Source organism: Noviherbaspirillum sp. ST9, assembly GCF_048799745.1.
Lineage (GTDB): Bacteria > Pseudomonadota > Gammaproteobacteria > Burkholderiales > Burkholderiaceae_D > Noviherbaspirillum.
In genome coordinates this window covers 302,544-319,730 of the sequence record NZ_JBLWFR010000001.1, presented here as the reverse complement: position 1 = coordinate 319,730, position 17,187 = coordinate 302,544, and the positions used below count along the sequence as shown (strand labels likewise).

Annotated in this window: 22 protein-coding genes; 16 read left to right on the top strand and 6 right to left on the bottom strand. The window is 62.5% G+C overall.

Going from position 1 to position 17,187, the window contains the following annotated elements; genetic code table 11:
- Positions 1-3 precede the first annotated feature (3 nt).
- Complete coding sequence (locus ACNOHI_RS01520) at positions 4-798, bottom strand: biotin--[acetyl-CoA-carboxylase] ligase (RefSeq protein WP_420472862.1); 795 nt, start codon at positions 796-798, stop codon at positions 4-6.
- A gap of 98 nt (positions 799-896) precedes the next feature.
- Between ACNOHI_RS01520 and ACNOHI_RS01515 the strand changes: the two genes are divergently transcribed.
- From ACNOHI_RS01515 to ACNOHI_RS01465, 11 genes are all read left to right on the top strand, one after another.
- Positions 897-2,018, top strand: coding sequence for an MlaE family ABC transporter permease (locus ACNOHI_RS01515; RefSeq protein WP_420472861.1), 1,122 nt, complete (start codon positions 897-899; stop codon positions 2,016-2,018).
- Positions 2,018-2,815, top strand: coding sequence for an ABC transporter ATP-binding protein (locus tag ACNOHI_RS01510; RefSeq protein ID WP_420472860.1), 798 nt, complete (start codon positions 2,018-2,020; stop codon positions 2,813-2,815). The genes ACNOHI_RS01515 and ACNOHI_RS01510 overlap by 1 nt, the downstream gene beginning before the upstream one ends.
- Complete coding sequence (locus tag ACNOHI_RS01505) at positions 2,805-3,740, top strand: MlaD family protein (protein ID WP_420472859.1); 936 nt, start codon at positions 2,805-2,807, stop codon at positions 3,738-3,740. Before ACNOHI_RS01510 ends, ACNOHI_RS01505 begins: the two co-directional genes overlap by 11 nt.
- A 12-nt stretch (positions 3,741-3,752) precedes the next feature.
- On the top strand, positions 3,753-4,361 hold the full coding sequence (locus ACNOHI_RS01500) for an ABC-type transport auxiliary lipoprotein family protein (protein ID WP_420472858.1): 609 nt from the start codon (positions 3,753-3,755) through the stop codon (positions 4,359-4,361).
- Positions 4,362-4,424: 63 nt separating this feature from the next.
- A complete protein-coding gene (locus tag ACNOHI_RS01495) occupies positions 4,425-5,576 on the top strand; it encodes a VanZ family protein (protein ID WP_420472857.1) in 1,152 nt (383 codons plus the stop codon).
- 39 nt (positions 5,577-5,615) lie between these two features.
- Positions 5,616-5,933, top strand: coding sequence for a (2Fe-2S) ferredoxin domain-containing protein (locus ACNOHI_RS01490; protein WP_420472856.1), 318 nt, complete (start codon positions 5,616-5,618; stop codon positions 5,931-5,933).
- 20 nt (positions 5,934-5,953) lie between these two features.
- Entirely contained in the window at positions 5,954-6,577 is a 624-nt protein-coding gene (locus tag ACNOHI_RS01485; RefSeq protein WP_420472855.1) for an alpha/beta hydrolase, read from the top strand.
- Between the two features lie 107 nt (positions 6,578-6,684).
- Positions 6,685-7,830: a D-alanyl-D-alanine carboxypeptidase family protein gene (locus tag ACNOHI_RS01480; RefSeq protein ID WP_420472854.1), complete on the top strand. Its 1,146-nt coding sequence runs from the start codon at positions 6,685-6,687 to the stop codon at positions 7,828-7,830.
- Positions 7,831-7,913: 83 nt separating this feature from the next.
- The gene (locus ACNOHI_RS01475) at positions 7,914-8,198 is read left to right on the top strand and encodes a DUF1330 domain-containing protein (protein WP_420472853.1); all 285 of its coding nucleotides are present in this window, start codon (positions 7,914-7,916) and stop codon (positions 8,196-8,198) included.
- A gap of 10 nt (positions 8,199-8,208) precedes the next feature.
- The gene (locus tag ACNOHI_RS01470; protein WP_420472852.1) at positions 8,209-9,054 is read left to right on the top strand and encodes a D-amino acid aminotransferase; all 846 of its coding nucleotides are present in this window, start codon (positions 8,209-8,211) and stop codon (positions 9,052-9,054) included.
- A 61-nt stretch (positions 9,055-9,115) separates the two neighbouring features.
- Complete coding sequence (locus tag ACNOHI_RS01465) at positions 9,116-9,385, top strand: DUF493 family protein (RefSeq protein WP_420472851.1); 270 nt, start codon at positions 9,116-9,118, stop codon at positions 9,383-9,385.
- On the opposite strand, the gene gcvA is transcribed toward ACNOHI_RS01465, so the two are convergent.
- Positions 9,386-10,288 carry a transcriptional regulator GcvA gene (gene gcvA / locus ACNOHI_RS01460; RefSeq protein WP_420472850.1) on the bottom strand — a complete coding sequence of 301 codons (903 nt, stop codon included), beginning with the start codon at positions 10,286-10,288 and terminating at the stop codon, positions 9,386-9,388.
- A 143-nt stretch (positions 10,289-10,431) separates the two neighbouring features.
- Here gcvA and ACNOHI_RS01455 point away from each other — a divergent pair, with 143 nt between their 5' ends.
- The 5 genes from ACNOHI_RS01455 (at position 10,432) to ACNOHI_RS01435 (ending at position 12,907) form a co-directional block, all read left to right on the top strand.
- Positions 10,432-10,782, top strand: coding sequence for a DUF2917 domain-containing protein (locus ACNOHI_RS01455; protein ID WP_420472849.1), 351 nt, complete (start codon positions 10,432-10,434; stop codon positions 10,780-10,782).
- 15 nt (positions 10,783-10,797) lie between these two features.
- On the top strand, positions 10,798-11,292 hold the full coding sequence (locus tag ACNOHI_RS01450; protein ID WP_420472848.1) for a DUF3291 domain-containing protein: 495 nt from the start codon (positions 10,798-10,800) through the stop codon (positions 11,290-11,292).
- A complete protein-coding gene (locus ACNOHI_RS01445) occupies positions 11,289-11,600 on the top strand; it encodes a cupin (RefSeq protein ID WP_420472847.1) in 312 nt (103 codons plus the stop codon). The genes ACNOHI_RS01450 and ACNOHI_RS01445 overlap by 4 nt, the downstream gene beginning before the upstream one ends.
- A gap of 74 nt (positions 11,601-11,674) precedes the next feature.
- A complete protein-coding gene (locus tag ACNOHI_RS01440) occupies positions 11,675-12,049 on the top strand; it encodes a 5-carboxymethyl-2-hydroxymuconate Delta-isomerase (RefSeq protein ID WP_420472846.1) in 375 nt (124 codons plus the stop codon).
- Positions 12,050-12,907 carry a DMT family transporter gene (locus ACNOHI_RS01435; protein ID WP_420472845.1) on the top strand — a complete coding sequence of 286 codons (858 nt, stop codon included), beginning with the start codon at positions 12,050-12,052 and terminating at the stop codon, positions 12,905-12,907.
- Between the two features lie 6 nt (positions 12,908-12,913).
- Here ACNOHI_RS01435 and ACNOHI_RS01430 read toward each other — a convergent pair whose 3' ends face one another.
- The 4 genes from ACNOHI_RS01430 to ACNOHI_RS01415 form a co-directional block, all read right to left on the bottom strand.
- Positions 12,914-14,107, bottom strand: a complete 1,194-nt coding sequence (locus ACNOHI_RS01430) for a benzoate/H(+) symporter BenE family transporter (protein ID WP_420472844.1) — start codon at positions 14,105-14,107, stop codon at positions 12,914-12,916.
- Between the two features lie 60 nt (positions 14,108-14,167).
- Positions 14,168-15,181: a type I asparaginase gene (locus tag ACNOHI_RS01425; protein WP_420472843.1), complete on the bottom strand. Its 1,014-nt coding sequence runs from the start codon at positions 15,179-15,181 to the stop codon at positions 14,168-14,170.
- A 20-nt stretch (positions 15,182-15,201) separates the two neighbouring features.
- Positions 15,202-15,924 carry an aspartate/glutamate racemase family protein gene (locus ACNOHI_RS01420; RefSeq protein WP_420472842.1) on the bottom strand — a complete coding sequence of 241 codons (723 nt, stop codon included), beginning with the start codon at positions 15,922-15,924 and terminating at the stop codon, positions 15,202-15,204.
- A 110-nt stretch (positions 15,925-16,034) separates the two neighbouring features.
- Positions 16,035-17,180, bottom strand: a complete 1,146-nt coding sequence (locus ACNOHI_RS01415; protein ID WP_420472841.1) for a branched-chain amino acid ABC transporter substrate-binding protein — start codon at positions 17,178-17,180, stop codon at positions 16,035-16,037.
- Positions 17,181-17,187 lie beyond the last annotated feature (7 nt).

The following is a 17,187-nucleotide window of genomic DNA, read 5'->3' as shown; positions in this document are numbered from 1 at the left end:
GTCCTATCCCTTCGGGCGCAGCGATACGTCGCCCGCCATGATTGCCGTGCGTCCAGCAGGCGTGTCGAGCACGAAGCGCCCGATCTCGTCGACGCCGACGGCAAGCCCTTCATGCTGCAACTTGCCGTTGTCGAGGATCATCACCGGCTGCCCGGCATAGGCATGCAGGGCATTCCAGCGCGGGGTGAACGCGGCAAGCCCCTCGTGCTCGAATTGCACCATCGCCTCCGCCAGCCCGCTGGCCAGCGTCGCCATCAGCATGTCCTGGTCGAGCTCCCCAAGCCAGGGAATGTTCGCGACCGGCCGGCCGATTTCCGCCGACATGCTGTCACTGAGCGCGATATTGATGCCGATGCCGATCACCGCCCAGCTTGCATCGTGCGGGACGCGGGCCGCCGTGGCGGATTCGATCAGGATGCCTGCAAGCTTCCTGCCCTCGTGCAGCACGTCGTTTGGCCACTTCAACCTGACCTGCACGTTGAACATGGCCAGCGATTCGGCGATCGACACGCCGACGGCGAGCGGCAGGCCGACGAGGGCATGGACCGGCAGGCTGAACTTCCACGCAAGGGAAAAGGTCAGCGATTTGCCGGGCGCGGACAGCCATTCCCTTCCTGCGCGCCCCCGTCCGGCGGTTTGCGACTTTGCAATGAGAAGGGTCGGTGCTGTGAGCGAGGGCAGCGTGGCAAGGAGGTCGGCATTCGTCGATCCGGTCTCGTCCACCACGCGCACGTCGATCTGCTGGGCAGCCGGGCGAAGCAAGGCGTCGATGCGCTCGGAAGTGAGGGGTTGGTTCATGCGCCCATTGTAGCGGGATGATTGCGCAAGGTTAACGTGTTGACGCCGGTCATGGCAGTCGGGATGACCCTTGGGGCAATCTCCCTTACACTATCCCGATGCCAAATGAACAAGCGCCAACACTGACGATCAGCAAGGGACCGCATCCCGCCGTTGCCGCCGCTGGCCGCTGGCAAGTTCACGCACTGGCTGATCCGGCCGTCATCAAGCAGCTCACAGCGGACCTGCGCTCCGTACCGGCGAACGTCGCGGCATGGGATTTGTCGCAAATCTCGGGACTGGACCATATTGGCGCGCAACTGTTCTGGAATGCATGGGGAAAATCGCGCCCGCAGCAACTCGCATTGGCGCCAAGCCATGAGGAAGTCTTCAGCCGCATCGAACAGGCGGGTGCGCTCGAATTGCCTGAACCATCGACGCGCCCCTGGTACTCGCTGCAGGGCATCGCGCTCCCGCTGCATACTTTTTCCGGCCACCTGGCCAGCTTCGTCGGCCTGATCGGGCAACTGACGCTGGATCTTGGTACCTTCCTGAAGCGCCCCTTGCGCGGCCCGTGGAAGGAGATCTCCGCCAACGTCTTCCATATCGGCTACCAGGCGCTGGGCATTACCGCCCTGGTGGGATTCCTGATCGGTGTCGTCCTGTCCTACCTGTCGGCCCAGCAGTTGCATACCTTCGGCGGCGACATCTACCTCGTCAACATCCTCGGCATGAGCATCGTGCGCGAACTCGGGCCGCTGCTCGCGGCCATCCTCGTTGCCGGCCGGTCCGGCTCCGCGATCACCGCCCAGCTCGGCGTCATGCGCGTGACGGAAGAACTGGATGCCATGCTCGTCATGGGAATGCCGCACGGATTCCGCCTGATCATGCCGCGCGTGATCGCGCTGGCGATTTCCATGCCTCTGCTCGTGGTATGGACCGACGCCATCGCGCTGCTTGGCGGGATGGCGGCGGCAAAGATGGAACTCGGCTTGTCAGCCACCTACTTCCTCCAGGAATTGCCCGGCGCCGTTCCCTTGCCGAACTACTGGATCGGCCTCGGCAAGGGTGTCGTGTTCGGCGGCCTGATCGCGCTGGTCGCCTGCCATTTCGGCCTGCGCATCAAGCCCAATACCGAAAGCCTCGGACAAGGCACCACGCTCTCGGTCGTCACCGCCATCACCGTCGTGATCCTGGCCGATGCGGTGTTTGCGATCGTGTTCAAGGGAGTCGGTTTCTGATGGCCGCGCCGATCATCCGCATCCGCGACCTGTGGACGCAGTTCGACCAGTTTGTCATCCATCAGGACCTGAACCTGGACGTCAACCAGGGCGAAATCCTGTCGCTCGTCGGCGGCTCGGGCTCGGGAAAGACCACACTCCTGCGCCAGATGCTTGGGCTGGAAACGCCTACACGCGGACATGTGGAAGTGTTCGGCGAAGACATTCATCGCGTGGGCGGCACGCGCCTGCGGCAGTTGCGCAATCGCTGGGGCATGCTGTTCCAGCATGGCGCGCTGTTTTCCGCGCTGAACGCGCTCGAGAATGTCGCCCAGCCGATGCGCGAATTGCGCGCCCTGCCCGATGACCTGGTGCGCGATGCGGCGCTGCTGAAGCTGGACATGGTCGGCATCACGCCCAAGGATGCGCTCAAGATGCCCGCCGACCTGTCGGGCGGCATGGTGAAGCGGGTGGCGCTGGCGCGCGCCCTTGCGCTCGAACCGGAACTGCTGTTCCTCGACGAGCCGACCGCCGGCCTCGACCCGGACCTGTCGGAAAGCTTCGTCTCCCTGATCAGCAGCCTGCATCAGCAGATGCGGCTGACGGTGGTGATGGTCACCCACGATCTCGACACACTCTTTGCGCTGTCGACCAAGATCGCCGTGCTGGCCGAGAAGCGCGTCATCGCGCTCGGCTCGCCGAAGGAGGTGATTGCCCTGCCGCATTCGTTCATCCAGCGTTTCTTCCTCGGCGAGCGCGGACAGCGCGCGCTGGAGGTGCTGCGCGAGAAGGAAATGGAAAACAACCATGGAAAATAAGGCGCATGCCCTGATCGCCGGCCTGTTCACCATCGTGCTGCTGGCCGCCGCCGTCTTCATCGGCATCTGGCTCAATCGTGACCGCGTGGAATACGTGCCGTACCAGATCGCGACCAAGCTGTCCGTGCCCGGCCTCAATGCGCAGGCCGCCGTGCGTTACCGCGGGCTCGATGTGGGCAAGGTGGACGACATCACTTTCGACCCGCAGGTGGTGGGCCAGATCCTGGTGCACATTAGCGTGAAGCCCGATACACCGATCACGCAATCCACCTTCGCCACGCTCGGTTACCAGGGTGTGACCGGCATCGCCTACGTCCAGCTCGATGACGACGGGAGCAAGCCGGTAAAGCTGCACAGCACGCCGCAGCAAGTCGCACGCATCGAAATGCGCCCCAGCCTGTTCGACCAGTTGCAGACGCGCGGCCTCGCGATCCTGCAGCAGACGGAGGAAGTCGCCAAGCGGATCAACAACATGCTGGAACCCGCCAACCAGAAAGCCATCCTCGACGCCTTCGATAACGTGAGCAAGGCGGCAACCGAGATCGAATCCATTCCGCGCCAACTGCAGCCCACCCTGGCGCGACTCCCCGCCGTCACGACGCAGGCGCAGAAGTCGCTCGCCTCGCTCGATGCCCTGTCGCGCGACGCCAGTGCGCTGGCAAGCAGCCTGAACAGTATCGCCGCGAAGATGAACGAACCCGGGGGCACCATCTCCACCATTACCGATACCGCCGCGCGGCTTGGATCGGTCGCGGAAAGAATCGAGCACGACACCCTGCCGCTGGCAGGCGATGCCCGTTCGTCGATCCGCGCGCTCAACCGCGCACTCGACAATTTCAGCGAACGACCGCAAAGCGTGCTATTCGGTTCGCCCGACATCACACCGGGCCCCGGCGAACCGGGATTCGCCGTGCCGTCGAAATAAGGGAGGACAACAATGAAAAAACGCATCCCCGCCATTGCCATGACTGCCTGCGCACTCGTGCTGTCCGCTTGCGCGGTCGGCGGCAGATCCGATCCGGCGACACTGTTCGATCTCGGTCCGCTGAAAACGCAGCAGGGGGCATCCCCCCTCCCCGCCTTGCCTCCCATCAGCATCGCCGCCGTACAAGTGCCGGTCTGGCTGGACAGCAGCATGATGTTCTATCGCCTCAATTACGCGAACACGCAGCAGCCGCGTCCGTATTCCCAGGCGCGCTGGACGATGACGCCGGCGCAATTGCTTACGCAGAGCCTGAAGGCACGCATTGCCCAGGCAGGAGGCGTCGCACTGGCCGCTGCGGACGGCGCAGTGGACGTGCCCATCCTGCGCATCGAAGCAGACGATTTCTCGCAGCACTTCGCCTCGCCCTCGGAAAGCACGGGACAGGTCGCGCTACGTGCCTCGCTGTATCGCGGACGCACTCTCCTGGCGCAGCGCAGCTTTATCCGCCAAGCTCCATCGGGCAGCGCCGACGCAACGGGTGGTGCGGCCGCGCTCGCGGCGGCAAGCGACGCTGCAATTTCCGACATCATCCTCTGGCTGCACGGATTGCCGTTGAAATAATTTCGCTTGCCGCAACCCGGGCATCTGCCGACAATACGGATATCTCATCAAGAAGGCGCAAGCTTGCTCACCGAGGAAAATCCGCAGACAGCCACCAGCGAACCTGTCCAGGCGGCGAGTGTGTCCACATTCGCCCGGGTCGGCCTGCTGATGTATACCTTCCTGATCATTTACGCCAGCCTGTATCCATTCTCCAACTGGAGCGACATTGGCCTGCCGATGTGGGCGTTCCTGGTCATGCCGATGCCGCATTACTGGACCGGCTTCGACGTCGCGGCAAATATCGTCGGCTACCTACCCTTCGGCATGCTGGTGGTCTTTGCGCTCTACCCGACGCTGCGCGGACTGCCGGCAACAATCGCCGCCATCTTCGCCGGCATGCTGCTGTCGGGCGGGCTTGAAGCGGTGCAGACCCTGCTGCCCAACCGCGTGTCGTCCAATCTCGATTTCCTCACCAACCTGGCGGGAACCTGCATCGGTGCTTTCCTCGGCGCACTGCTGACCCACACCTTCCTGGAACAAAGCCGTCTGCTGCAACTGCGTCGCGAATGGTTCGTGCCGGATGCGGGACGCGGGCTGATCATCGCCGGCCTGTGGCCGCTGGCGCAGATCTACCCGCAGGGTTACCTGTTCGGTCACGGCCAGCTGATGCCGATTCTCTCCAACTGGATCTCGGACTGGCTGGAAACGCCGGTCGACCTCGTTGCCCTCCTTACACGCGACATCCAGCTGACGGTGCAGGAGTACTGGCTCGCAGAAACGCTGATCACTGCATTCGGATTGATCGGTGCGATGCTGACATGGTCCATCCTGCTGCGTAAACAGGCGCCCAAACCAGTGCTGCTGATCCTGTTCATTGCCATTGCCCTTGGCGTGAAGGCAATGGCGAACGCGTTGCTGTTTTCTCCAGCCAATGCATTGGCATGGCTGACGCCGGGCGCGAAAGGCGGTTTGCTCATTGGCATCATGATGGTCGGCGGCCTGTCCTACGCGCCGCCAGTGGCGCAACGCAGGCTGGCCGCGCTGTGCCTGCTGCTGGGTTTCATTGCGATCAACATGGTGCCGGCCAATCCCTACTTTGTCGCCACCTTGCAGGCATGGACGCAAGGGAAGTTCCTGAATTTCAACGGAGCGGCACATTTCCTGTCGATCTTCTGGACGTTTTTCGCCCTGTGGTTCCTGCTGCACCCTGCCCACCGCCTGAAGCGGCAGTAGCCGGGGGTGTATCATGGCGGCTTTACCCCAGAGACTGCCATGTCCGACAAGCCTTATTACCAACACCACGTCTTTTTCTGCCTGAACCAGCGTGAGGAAGGCCGCCCTTGCTGTCATGACAAGGGAGCGCAGGCGGCGCAGGAGCATGCGAAAGCGCGCATCAAGAAACTCGGCCTCAGCGGGCAAGGCAAGGTACGCATCAACAAGTCAGGCTGCCTGGATCGTTGCGAAGAGGGTCCGGTGCTCGTCGTTTATCCGGAAGGCACCTGGTATACCTATGTCGACCAGCAGGACATCGACGAGATCATCGATGAACATCTCGTCAACGGCAAAGTCGTCGAACGCCTGAAGATCTAGCAACCCCAGCAACAAGAACAATGAATTCCCAGACCCAACGCTTTTCCCTTCGCGGCGCCGCAGGCAACATCGAATGCGCGCTGGACCTGCCGAACAACACGCCGCGCGGCATCGCACTTGTCGCACACCCGCATCCGCTGTATGGCGGCACAATGGACAACAAGGTCGCGCAAACTGTGGCGCGCGCCTTTATCGCGCTCGGCTACGCGACGGCCCGCATGAATTTCCGCGGCGTCGGCAAATCCGAAGGCGAACATGACACAGGAAGGGGCGAGACCGACGACATGGCCGTACTGCTGCAGCACATGCAGCAACAGTATCCCGGCCTGCCCGTCGCGCTCGGCGGTTTCTCTTTCGGCACCTTCGTGCAGTCGCAACTGCAACAGCGCCTTGTCGCCGCGGGAACACCGGCCGAACGCCTGGTACTGGTTGGCACTGCCGCCGGCAAATGGGCCATTCCCCCAGTTCCCGCCAATACGATCCTCATCCACGGCGAGCATGACGAGACGATTCCGTTATCGGATGTGTTCGATTGGGCAAGGCCGCAAGACCTGCCAGTCATCGTCATTCCCGGCGCCGATCATTTTTTTCACCGCAAGTTGCAACATATAAAGAGTTTCGTGGTCGAAATGTGGCACCGCTGAAAGTCGGCGTTCTTTCCCGCCGCCAGCTTTCACCGGGGCTATAATTCGGACCTTGTTTACTCTTGTATCCGCCCGGTCTCCGCGCGGGGTTTCAATCTGCACAATCCATGAAAAAGCTCATTGCGGCCCTTGCCGCCACCCTACTCACTGTCTCGATCGCCTTTGCACAGGCGCTGCCGCCTCCCACCATTGCCGCCAAGTCATGGCTCCTGCTTGATGCGACGAGCGGCCAGGTCCTTGCCTCGCAAGACGCCACCACGCGTGTCGAACCGGCATCGCTAGTCAAGATCATGACCGCCTACCTGGCATTTTCCGCCGTCAAGGAAAAGCGCCTCGACCTGAACCAGATGGTCAACGTCTCCGTCCGCGCATGGAAGGTCGATGCGAGCAGCTCGAAGATGTTTATCGATCCGGCTACCCCGGTGAAGGTGAATGACCTGTTGTACGGCCTGATCGTGCAGTCGGGCAACGACGCCGCCGTCACGTTGGCAGAAGCTGTCTCGGGCACGGAAGAAGCCTTCGTGACGCTGATGAACCGCGAAGCCGAGCGCATGGGCCTGAAGAACACGCGCTACGCCAATCCGCACGGCCTGCCGCATCCGGACAACTACACCACCGCGCAAGACCTGTCGATCCTGGCCACGCGCATGATCGCGGACCATCCGGACCTGTACAAGATCTACTCGACCAAGGAATTCACCTACAACAAGATCACGCAGCCGAACCGCAACCGCCTGCTGTGGCTGGATCCGACCGTCGACGGCATGAAGACCGGCCACACTGCCGCTGCCGGCTACTGCCTGATCTCCACTGCCAAGCGCCCGAACGGCGGCAGCGACCGTCGCCTGATCTCCGTTGTGCTCGGTACGGTGTCCGACCAGGTGCGCGCGTCCGAAAGCCAGAAGCTGCTGAACTGGGGCTTCCAGAATTTCGACACCGTCAAGCTGTACGCCAAGGGCCAGCCGGTCGCAACGCCGGAAGTCTGGAAGGGCTCGCAGGGCCAGGTGAAGATCGGCTTTACACATGACGTGTATGTCACCGTGCCGAAGGGCGTGGCCGACAAGATGAAGCCGGTGCTGGAGCGCAACGACCCGCTGGTTGCGCCGGTCGCGCAGAACAGCAAGGTCGGCACGCTGAAGATGATGGTCGACGGCAAGGCACTGACCGAACTGCCGGTCGTCGCGCTGGAACAAGTGAACCAGGCCAGCATCATCGGCCGCGCATGGGATTCCGTGCGCCTGTGGATGAAGTGATGCCGGGTTTGTTCGACATCTTCCGGTAAGTCATTGCGGGGTGCAGAAATGCACCCCGTTTTCTTTTTGCTCAGGAGAATCGTATGCCCGCCTACATCATCGGCCACATCACCATCCGCGATGCCGCCAAGTGGGACGAGTACCGCGGCAAGGTCGGCGCCACCATCGCCGCATGGGGCGGCGAGCTGGTCTTCCGCGGGAAGAAACTCAAGGTCCTCAACGGCATCCATACCCATACCGATACTGTCGTCGCCCGCTTCCCCGACGAGGCGGCCCTGCTCGGCTGGCACGACTCACCCGAATACCAGGCATTGGTCCCGATCCGGGACGCCGGCGCCGATGTCACTCTTGTCTGCTACGAAGCGTGAAGGATTTCCCATGCACGACCCGCTCGTCTACCTGAACGGCGCACTCACGCCTTTGTCCGAAGCGAAGATCCCCGTGCTCGATCGCGGCTTCATCTTCGGCGACGGCGTGTATGAAGTGATCCCGGTGTACAACCGGAAGATGTTCCGCGCGAAGCAGCACATGGCGCGCCTGTTCCGCAGCCTGAAGGCCATTCGCATCCCGAATCCGCATACCGAGGAAGAGTGGATGGCGCTGATCGATAAAGTCACGTCCACCCATCCGGCCGATACGCAACTCGTCTACATGCAGGTGACGCGCGGCGTCGCCAAGCGCGCACATGCCTTTCCCGCCGATGCGACGCCTACCGTACTCATCATGACGAATCCGTTTACGCCGCCGGATACCGAGACGGTCGATAACGGCGTGCGTTGCGTGACGACGGAAGACCTCCGTTGGCAACGCTGCGACATCAAGTCGATCTCCCTGCTGGGCAATGTGCTTGCCGCGCAATATGCGGCAGAGAACGATGCGCTTGAAGCGATCCAGTTCCGCGATGGCGTGCTGACCGAAGGCGGCTCGTCGAATATCTGGATTGTCAGCAACGGCACCGTCTACGGCCCGCCGAAGAGCACGCTGATTCTGGAAGGCATCCGCTACGGCCTGCTCGAAGAACTCTGTGCCGCCTGCGGCATTCCATTCTCCTCACGGCGAATCCCGCGTGACGACGTCTTCGCCGCCGATGAAGTGCTGCTGACTTCCGCAGGCCGGGAAGTGCTCGCCGTGACTTCGATCGATGGAAAGCCCGTAGGCGCCGGCAAGCCGGGCCCCGTGTTTCGCAAGTTGTACGCGGCTTATCAGGAGGCCAAGAGGGCGTAAAATACCGTCATTGAAAATCTGCCGTTCCGTCCCCACATGGAACGAAACAGCGAGCATTGCCATGACCCAGCCCACCGAAAGCCTCATCGAATACCCAAGCGATTTCCCCATCAAGATCATGGGCGTCATGCAGGAAAACTTCGCCCAGACCATGGTGGAAGTCGTGACCCTGCACGACCCGACTTTCCACGCCGGCAAGATGGAAATGCGCCCGTCGTCCAAGGGCACTTACCTCGCGCTCACCGTGACGGTGCGCGCCACCAGCCGCGAGCAGCTCGACAATCTGTATCGGGCGCTGTCTTCGCATCCGATGGTGAAGGTGGTCCTGTAATCAGGCCTTGGGCTGAGCGAGCTTCGCAACCTCGCCCAGCAGCCAGTTCCTGAATGCCTGCACCTGCGGCTTGCGCAGGGACTCGGGCGGGCAGACGAGGTAGTAGGACTGCGGCGTCCTGATCGCAATATCGAACAGCCGCACCAGCTCCCCTGATTCGATGTCCGACACGGCAATCGCATGGCGCGCCAGCGCGATGCCGTGCCCCTCCACTGCCGCGCGCACCAGCATCGATGAATCCTGGAACACGAGGCCGCCGGTCGGCTCGAGGAAATCCAGTCCCGCCTCCCGGAACCATGGCGTCCACGGCTCCATCTCGCAGCGCAGCAGCGGATGATCCGCCAACTTCTCCGGCGTGCGCGGCAGCTTGCCCTTGTTGAACCGAGGGCTAGCGACCGGGTAGTAGTAATCATCCATGATCTTTTCCACGACCAGCCCAGGGTAATTGCCGCGGCCGAAGCGCACGCCGATATCCACCGACTCGCGCACGAAGTCGGTCAGTTGGCTGCTCGACTGCAGCATCACTTCCATGTCGGGATGCAGTTCAATGAACTGCCCGAGTCGCGGCGACAGCCAGCGCGCCGCGAACGACGGGAGCGCCGTCACCGTCAGCCGCTTCTGCTTGCCGTCAGCCTGCAGCGCGGCGGCGGCAGCCGCGATATCGGTCAGCGCCTTGCGCAAGATCGTCGCAAAGCGATCGCCCTCCGGCGTGATGGAAATGCGCTTGCCGTGGCGCGCAAACAGGGACACGCCCAGCTCTTCCTCCAATGCCCTGACCTGATGGCTGATGGCGCCGTGCGTGACGTGGATTTCCTCGGCGGCACGGGAAAAATTGCCGTGCCGCGCGGCGGCCTCGAAGGCGCGCAGCGCCGCCAGGTTGGGGAGTTTCCTGAAGTCGGCCATATGTGAACAAAACTAGCAAGAAAGTCAAAAATATATCGTTTAGACAAGCGCATGACAAGGACTATGATGCTTTCACGGGACAGGAAAAAAGCCATTCTGCAAGCGTGCAGCGGCATCCGGCCCGCCAATCCAGGAGCGACATCATGAGAGGGCTATTCACAAACGGGACACTGACTATTCCTTCCGGGCAGGCTGTTTCCGGCACCGCGCACCGCGCCGAAACGCTGCGCATCCAGCGCGGCCGTGTCTGGATTACCGTCGAAGGCATCAAGCACGATTATTTCCTGCACGCAGGCGACACGTTCACCGCCGTGCCCGGACGTTTGACCGTCCTCGAGGCCGACCAGGACGCGAGCGTCGAATTGCGCCGCCCGCAGGCCGGACGACTCCTGAAAGGCATCGGACAACGGGTCACCGCCCTCCTCCGCGGCATGTCGCAGCATGCGGTCGTGCAGACCTCGTTGAAACGTCATCGCACCTGCGACGCGTGCTGACCGGGGGCCGGAAACATGACACGTCCTTGCCAGCTTGCGCAGGTCAACATCGGCCGGGCACTTGGCGCCATCGACGATCCGGTCATGTCCGGCTTCGTCGCGCGCCTCGATGAAATCAACGCGCTTGCGGAGTCCAGCCCCGGCTTCGTCTGGCGGCTGAAGACCGACGACGGCAATGCCACGTCCCTGCAGCCGTATGACGACGAACGCATCCTGATCAACATGTCGGTCTGGGAATCGCCGGAACACCTGAAGCAGTTCGTGTACCGCAGCGCGCATGCGCAGGTCATGCGTCAGCGGAAGGAATGGTTCGAGCGATTCAAGGATGCTTATATCGCCCTGTGGTGGATCGCGCCGGGACACGTCCCCACGATCGAAGAAGCGAAGGAACGCCTCCACTACCTGCAACTCCACGGCGAGAGCGATTTCGCCTTTACCTTTGCCCGACTGTTCCCGGCGCCGGGAACGATTGTCTCCTGCGCGCCAGTCCCATTAGAGGAGAACACATGAACGTCATTCGCAGCCGCGAATTCACCGCCGAACGCGCATGGGGCGCGCTTGATATCGCCAACATGAGTGGCGTCACCACCCGTCTGCACTGGACTGACGCGCCCTATAAATGGCACGTCAACGACGGTGAGGAAGTGTTTGCGGTGCTCGACGGCGTCGTCGACATGCACTATCGGGAAAACGGCACCGAACAGGTTGCCGTCCTGCATACCGGTGACGTCTTCTTCGCAGGCATCGGCTGCGAACATGTTGCCCATCCGCGTGGCGCGGCACGCATCCTCGTCATTGAAAAAGAAGGCAGCGTATAGCGCTCCTGCCAAATAAAAATCGGTGGCGCCGGTGATATCCTGACCGGCCCCAGATGGATGAATCCGAAAGCAACATGCCGCACCTGACACTCGAATACACCAACAACCTCGCGACGCTCGACGCCGACCGCATCCTGCTCGCGCTCAACCATGCACTGGTTGCAACCGGCCATTTCAACGCGATGGACATCAAGAGCCGTGCGATTGCGCTCGATACCTGGCGCGTCGGGACCACATCGGAGCCGCACGCCTTCGTCCACGTCAAGCTTGCCATCCTCAGCGGCCGCCCGCCCGAGGTCAAGAGCGCCATTTCGCATGCGTTGCTGGGTGTCCTGTCCGAATCGTGCAAGGACCTTGCAAGGCACCCGGTGCAGCTGTGCGTCGAGATGCTGGACATCGAACGCGCAAGTTACGCCAAGGAAGTCCTCAACGCGGATGCGGTGCGCTGAATGAATCCCGGCATCCTGATCCTGCTGCTGGTGACCCTCGTCTGGGGCACGACGTTTCCATTACTGAAGTCGGCGGCTGCCGATCTCGGAGGCGTCGAGATTTCCGCATTCCGCTTCATCGTCGCTGCCGTGTGCATGTCGCCCTTCCTGCTGAGCGCGCCGCGCAGGGCGTGGATCGACGGCGCGCTGCTCGGCGTACTCGCCCTTGCCTCTTACGTCACGCAGGCATATGGCTTGCAGTTCATCTCGTCCAACCGCAGTGCATTCCTCACGAGCCTGAATGTGCTGATGGTGCCATTGCTCGGCCTGGCGTTTGGCGGACGCCTCGCGTGGACAGCGGTCGCCGCCGGAGCAATGGCCTGCGCCGGTATCGGGCTGATGTCCTGGGAAGGCGGAGGAAACCTGGCGGGAGATGCGGCAACGATCGTATGCGCGCTTGCGTATGCGCTGTATGTGATCGTGCTGTCTCAGCGTTCTGCCCGGCACGAGGCAAAGCATCTTGCAGCGACACAGATCGTGGTGATGGCCGTATTGGCAACGGCATGGATGCTGCTGCAGCCGGCAGAATCGCTCGCCACGCTGGTCACGCGGGCCGTGCCGCACGTAACGACATTGCTCTACCTTGGCGCAGTGGCGACCGCCGGCATGCTGTTCCTGCAAGCCGTCGGGCAGCGTCGTGTCGCGGCCGAGAAGGCAGCACTGATTTTCGCCATGGAGCCGGTCTTTGCCGCCCTGTTCGGCTGGATGTGGCTGGGAGAATTGCTGGGTTGGCGCGGTGTCGCCGGTGGCGCCATCGTCATCGGCGCATTGGTCCTCGCCGAACTGCGTCCCGCCGGTCGCAAGACGGAAAACGCCTGAGCGGCGTCACTTTCCCTGCTGGGTAGCGCCGGTTGCGTGGCGCCCGCCATGCAAGGCCAGCATCGCAATGACGCCGGCAACCAGTCCCCAGAACGCGGCCCCGATACCAAACAGCGTGACGCCCGAGGCCGTGACAAGGAAGGTGACCAGCGCCGGCTCGCGCTCCCGCTCGTTGGCCAGCGCGGCAGCAAGCCCGTTGCCTATCGTCCCGAACAGCGCAAGGCCGGCAATCACCAGGACGAGCTCCTTGGGAAACGCGGCGAACACCGCGCCCACGGTTGCGCCGAACAGGCCGATCAGCAGGTAGAAAACGCCCGCTGCCACGGCGGCGACATAGCGGCGCTTCGGGTCGGTATGCGCTTCGCGCCCCATGCAGATTGCAGCCGTGATGGCGGCGAGGTTGAGCGCATAACCGCCGAAAGGCGCCAGGATGAGGTTGGCAACGCCCGTCCATCCGATGACGGGCGAAATCGGCACCGAATATCCGGATGCCCGGATGACGGCGACCCCGGGAACGTTCTGCGATGCCATGGTAACGACAAACAGCGGCAGCGCCACGCCGATGATGGAAGACAGCGAGAACGTTGGCATGACGAACTCGGGCTGGGCAAACTCCAAGCGTACACCATCCATGTGGAGCAGCCCCTGTGCGGCTGCTATCGCAATGCCAACCACCAGCGTCCCGATGACGGCATAGCGCGGGAAGGCCCTTCTGCCCGCCAGATAAACCAGGAACATGGCCAGCGCCAGGACGAGCTGCGTCTTCATCGCGACAAACACATCCAGCCCGAAGCGCAACAGCACGCCTGCCAGCATGCCCGATGCAATTGAGACCGGAATGCGGTTGATCATGCGCTCGAACCAGCCGGAAAAGCCGCACAGCGTGATCAGCGCCGCCGAGACGAGGAAGGCGCCCGTCGCATCGCCGATCGACACGCCGGCGGCGCCGGTGATCAGCATCGCCGCACCCGGCGTGGACCACGCGGTCACGACAGGGACGCGATAGCGCAGCGAAAGCAGGATACAGGTCGCCCCCATGCCGAGACCGAGCGCCCACATCCACGAGGCAACCTGCGCTGGCGTCGCGCCGACGGCGTTCGCCGCCTGGAACACAATGACCGCGGAGCTGGTGAATCCGACAAGTACAGTGACAAAGCCCGCGATGATCGCAGGCAGGGAGAGATCCTTGATGAGTGACATGTGCAGTTGGCGCGTGCCGCGCGGGGCGGCATGTTTGAGAGGCGCCCTAGCGTAACACGATCATGCGCTCAGTTCACCGGCGAGGTCGCGCAGCAATTGCTTGCGGAGGTCTTCCGGCGCCAGGCCACGCGCAAGCAGGTGATGGAGTTTGGCGAAGAGCGCCTCGAAGGTCATGTCGCCGGAACCGATGACACCCGCTGCCGTCATGCCGGCGCCCGCTGCGTAAGTGCCGATGGCAACACGGCCATGCGGCGACTGGCTGCAGGCCGCAATCACCATGCCTTGCGCACTTGCGCGTGCGAGCATGTCCAGCAGCGCGGGATCGCGGTCCGGCGCATTGCCCGCGCCGTAGCACTGCAGGATCAGCGCCTGCGGTTTCAGGTCGATCATTGCCTGCACGGCCGCCGTCGGCATCCCGGGAACGAAGCGCACCGGCAGCACCGATTGGCGTCCATAGTCGGGAAGTTCAAAGCGTTCCGTGTCCGCGCGGGCCAGCAAGGCCGCACGATTGAAACGGACATGAATCCCCACGTCAGCCAGCCACGGATAATTCGGACTGTCGAAGGCATCCATCCGCTCGGTGCTTACCTTCGTCGCACGGTTGCCGCGCAGGAGCCGCTGGTTGAAGTAGATCGCCACTTCATTGATGGCATCCGAGGCGGCCAGCTGCATGGCGGTGACCAGGTTCTGCGCCGCGTCGGAACGCGCAACCCCGAGAGGAACCTGCGAACCGGTCACGATGACCGGCTTGCGCAGCCCCTGCAGCATGAAAGAAAGCGCCGCCGCGGTGTACACCATGGTGTCGGTGCCATGCAGCACGACGAAGCCGTCGTAGTCGTTGTAACGCGCCGCGATGTCGCGGCCGATGTTCTGCCAGTCCTGCGGCGTCGCATTAGTGCTGTCGATGGGAACGGCGTATTCATGCAGCGTATAGCGCGGCAACGTGTCTCCCGCCGCTGCAAACAAACGCGCAAGCGCATCGCCGAAATCCTGCATCGGCGCATAACCCTGCGCCGTCAGCGTCATGCCGATCGTGCCGCCGGCGTAAATCAATCCGATGTGTTTGTCGTTCATCGATCAGGAATTGTTGTTCGTTACGGTTGCAAGCCGTTTGCCAGCCGTGCCAGCCGCCGGGCAACCAGTTCCGTCACGTCGACCGCCTGCTTGTGCCCGGCGTCGAGTGGAATCAGGGGCAATTCGGTGCAGGCCAGCAGGACGGTATGCGATTCCAGGCCGTTGAGGATGTCGCGGAACCGGCGGCGGATGTCCTCGACGTTGCCGCCATGGGTTTTCACGTCGTAGATCAGGCGATGCAATTGTTCCGCAAGCGCGGGCTTTGGCAATTCGATGGTGACATGTTCCGCAAGCGTGCGGTAGTGCGACCACGGGCCGAGGTCGGTAACGGGACGCGCGCCGAGCAGCGCGACGCGTTCGATCCGGTTTTCCTTCACGAATCCCGACACGGCGTCAGCGAACGAGACGAATGTGGCCGGGAGTTGCAGCGCTTCGAGCTGCGGCTGGTAGTAGTTCAGTGTATTGCAGGCAATGGCGTAATAATCCACGCGGTGGGCAATCGCCTCAGCTGCCTGGCGCAGACATTGCCAGACGGCGCGGTCGTTTTCTGCCAGCTCCATCGACAGGCCGAGCGTCGACTCGGACACGATGGTGACATCGGGCGCATCCAGGTCGCCGCGAAAACGGTCGCCATGAATCGTCCGGTTGGCCGCCAGCAATTTGCTCCACAAATCGATGCCCGCTTCCGGCCCCGATCCGGTGATGATGCCGATCTTCTTGCGTGACACTGGATTCGCTTGCATGGGATGGCTCGTGAAAGGCGGATCGATGGATTGTGCCAGCGGATTGCCCGCCCGTCACCGCGAGTGCAGACCGGCGGCGGCGCCTGCAGCCGCCGGAGTCGAAGTAAGGATTACTTCGTCACAGCCAGTTGCTGGCGCTGGCCACCCTTGTAGGTGTACAGGGTCAGCGTGCCGTCCTTGATGTCGCCCTTGGCATCGAAAGCGATGTTGCCGGTCACGCCCTTGTAGTTGATCTTCGCCAGTTCCGGCAGGTACTTCGCCGGCTCGGCGGAGTTCGCCTTCTTCATGGCTTCGACCATCACCATCACCGCGTCATAGACATACGGTGCATAGATCTGCACGTCGGCGTTGAACTTCTTCTTGAAGGCAGCGCGGAAATCTTCCATGCCCTTCTTCTGCGCTTCTTCCACACCACCTGCCTCGGCGCACACGACCTGGCCGTCGCCCATGGCGTCGCCAGCCAGCTTGGCCAGCTGCTCGGAGCAGATGCCGTCGCCGCCCATGAACTTGGCGTTGATGCCCAGTGCCTTCATCTGGCGCAGCATCGGGCCGGCCACAGCGTCCATGCCGCCGAAGAACACAACGTCCGGATTCTTGGCCTTGATGGCGGTCAGAATTGCGTTGAAGTCGGTCGCCTTGTCGTTGGTGTACTGCTGTGCCACGACCTGGACGCCCTTGGACTTGGCACCCTTGATGAACTCTTCAGCCACGCCCTGGCCATAAGCGGTGCGGTCGTCGATAACGGCAACGCTCTTGGCGCCGAGCTTTTCAGCAGAATAACGGCCCAGCGTACCGCCCAGCTGGCCGTCGTTGGCCACCACGCGGAAGGCGCCCTTGAAGCCTTGCTGCGTGTACTTGGGGTTGGTCGCGGACGGGGAAATCTGCGGGATGCCAGCGTCGTGATAGATCTTGGAGGCCGGGATGGTGGTGCCAGAGTTCAGGTGGCCGATCACGCCGTTGACCTTGGCGTCGACCAGTTTCTGTGCAGCTGCAGTCCCTTGCTTCGGATCGGCGCCGTCGTCTTCAGCCAGCAGTTCGAACTTGACCTTCTTGCCGCCGATGGTCACGCCCTTGGCGTTGAGTTCGTCAATCGCCATGCGGGCGCCGTTTTCATTGTCCTTGCCCAGGTGTGCGATGGCGCCGGAGATCGGGCCGACGTGGCCGATCTTGACGACTTGTTCCTGTGCCGATGCTGCACCTGCGAAGGCAAATGCGATTGCGCCAGCCAACGGAATCATTTTTGTCTTGAACTGCATGTGTTGT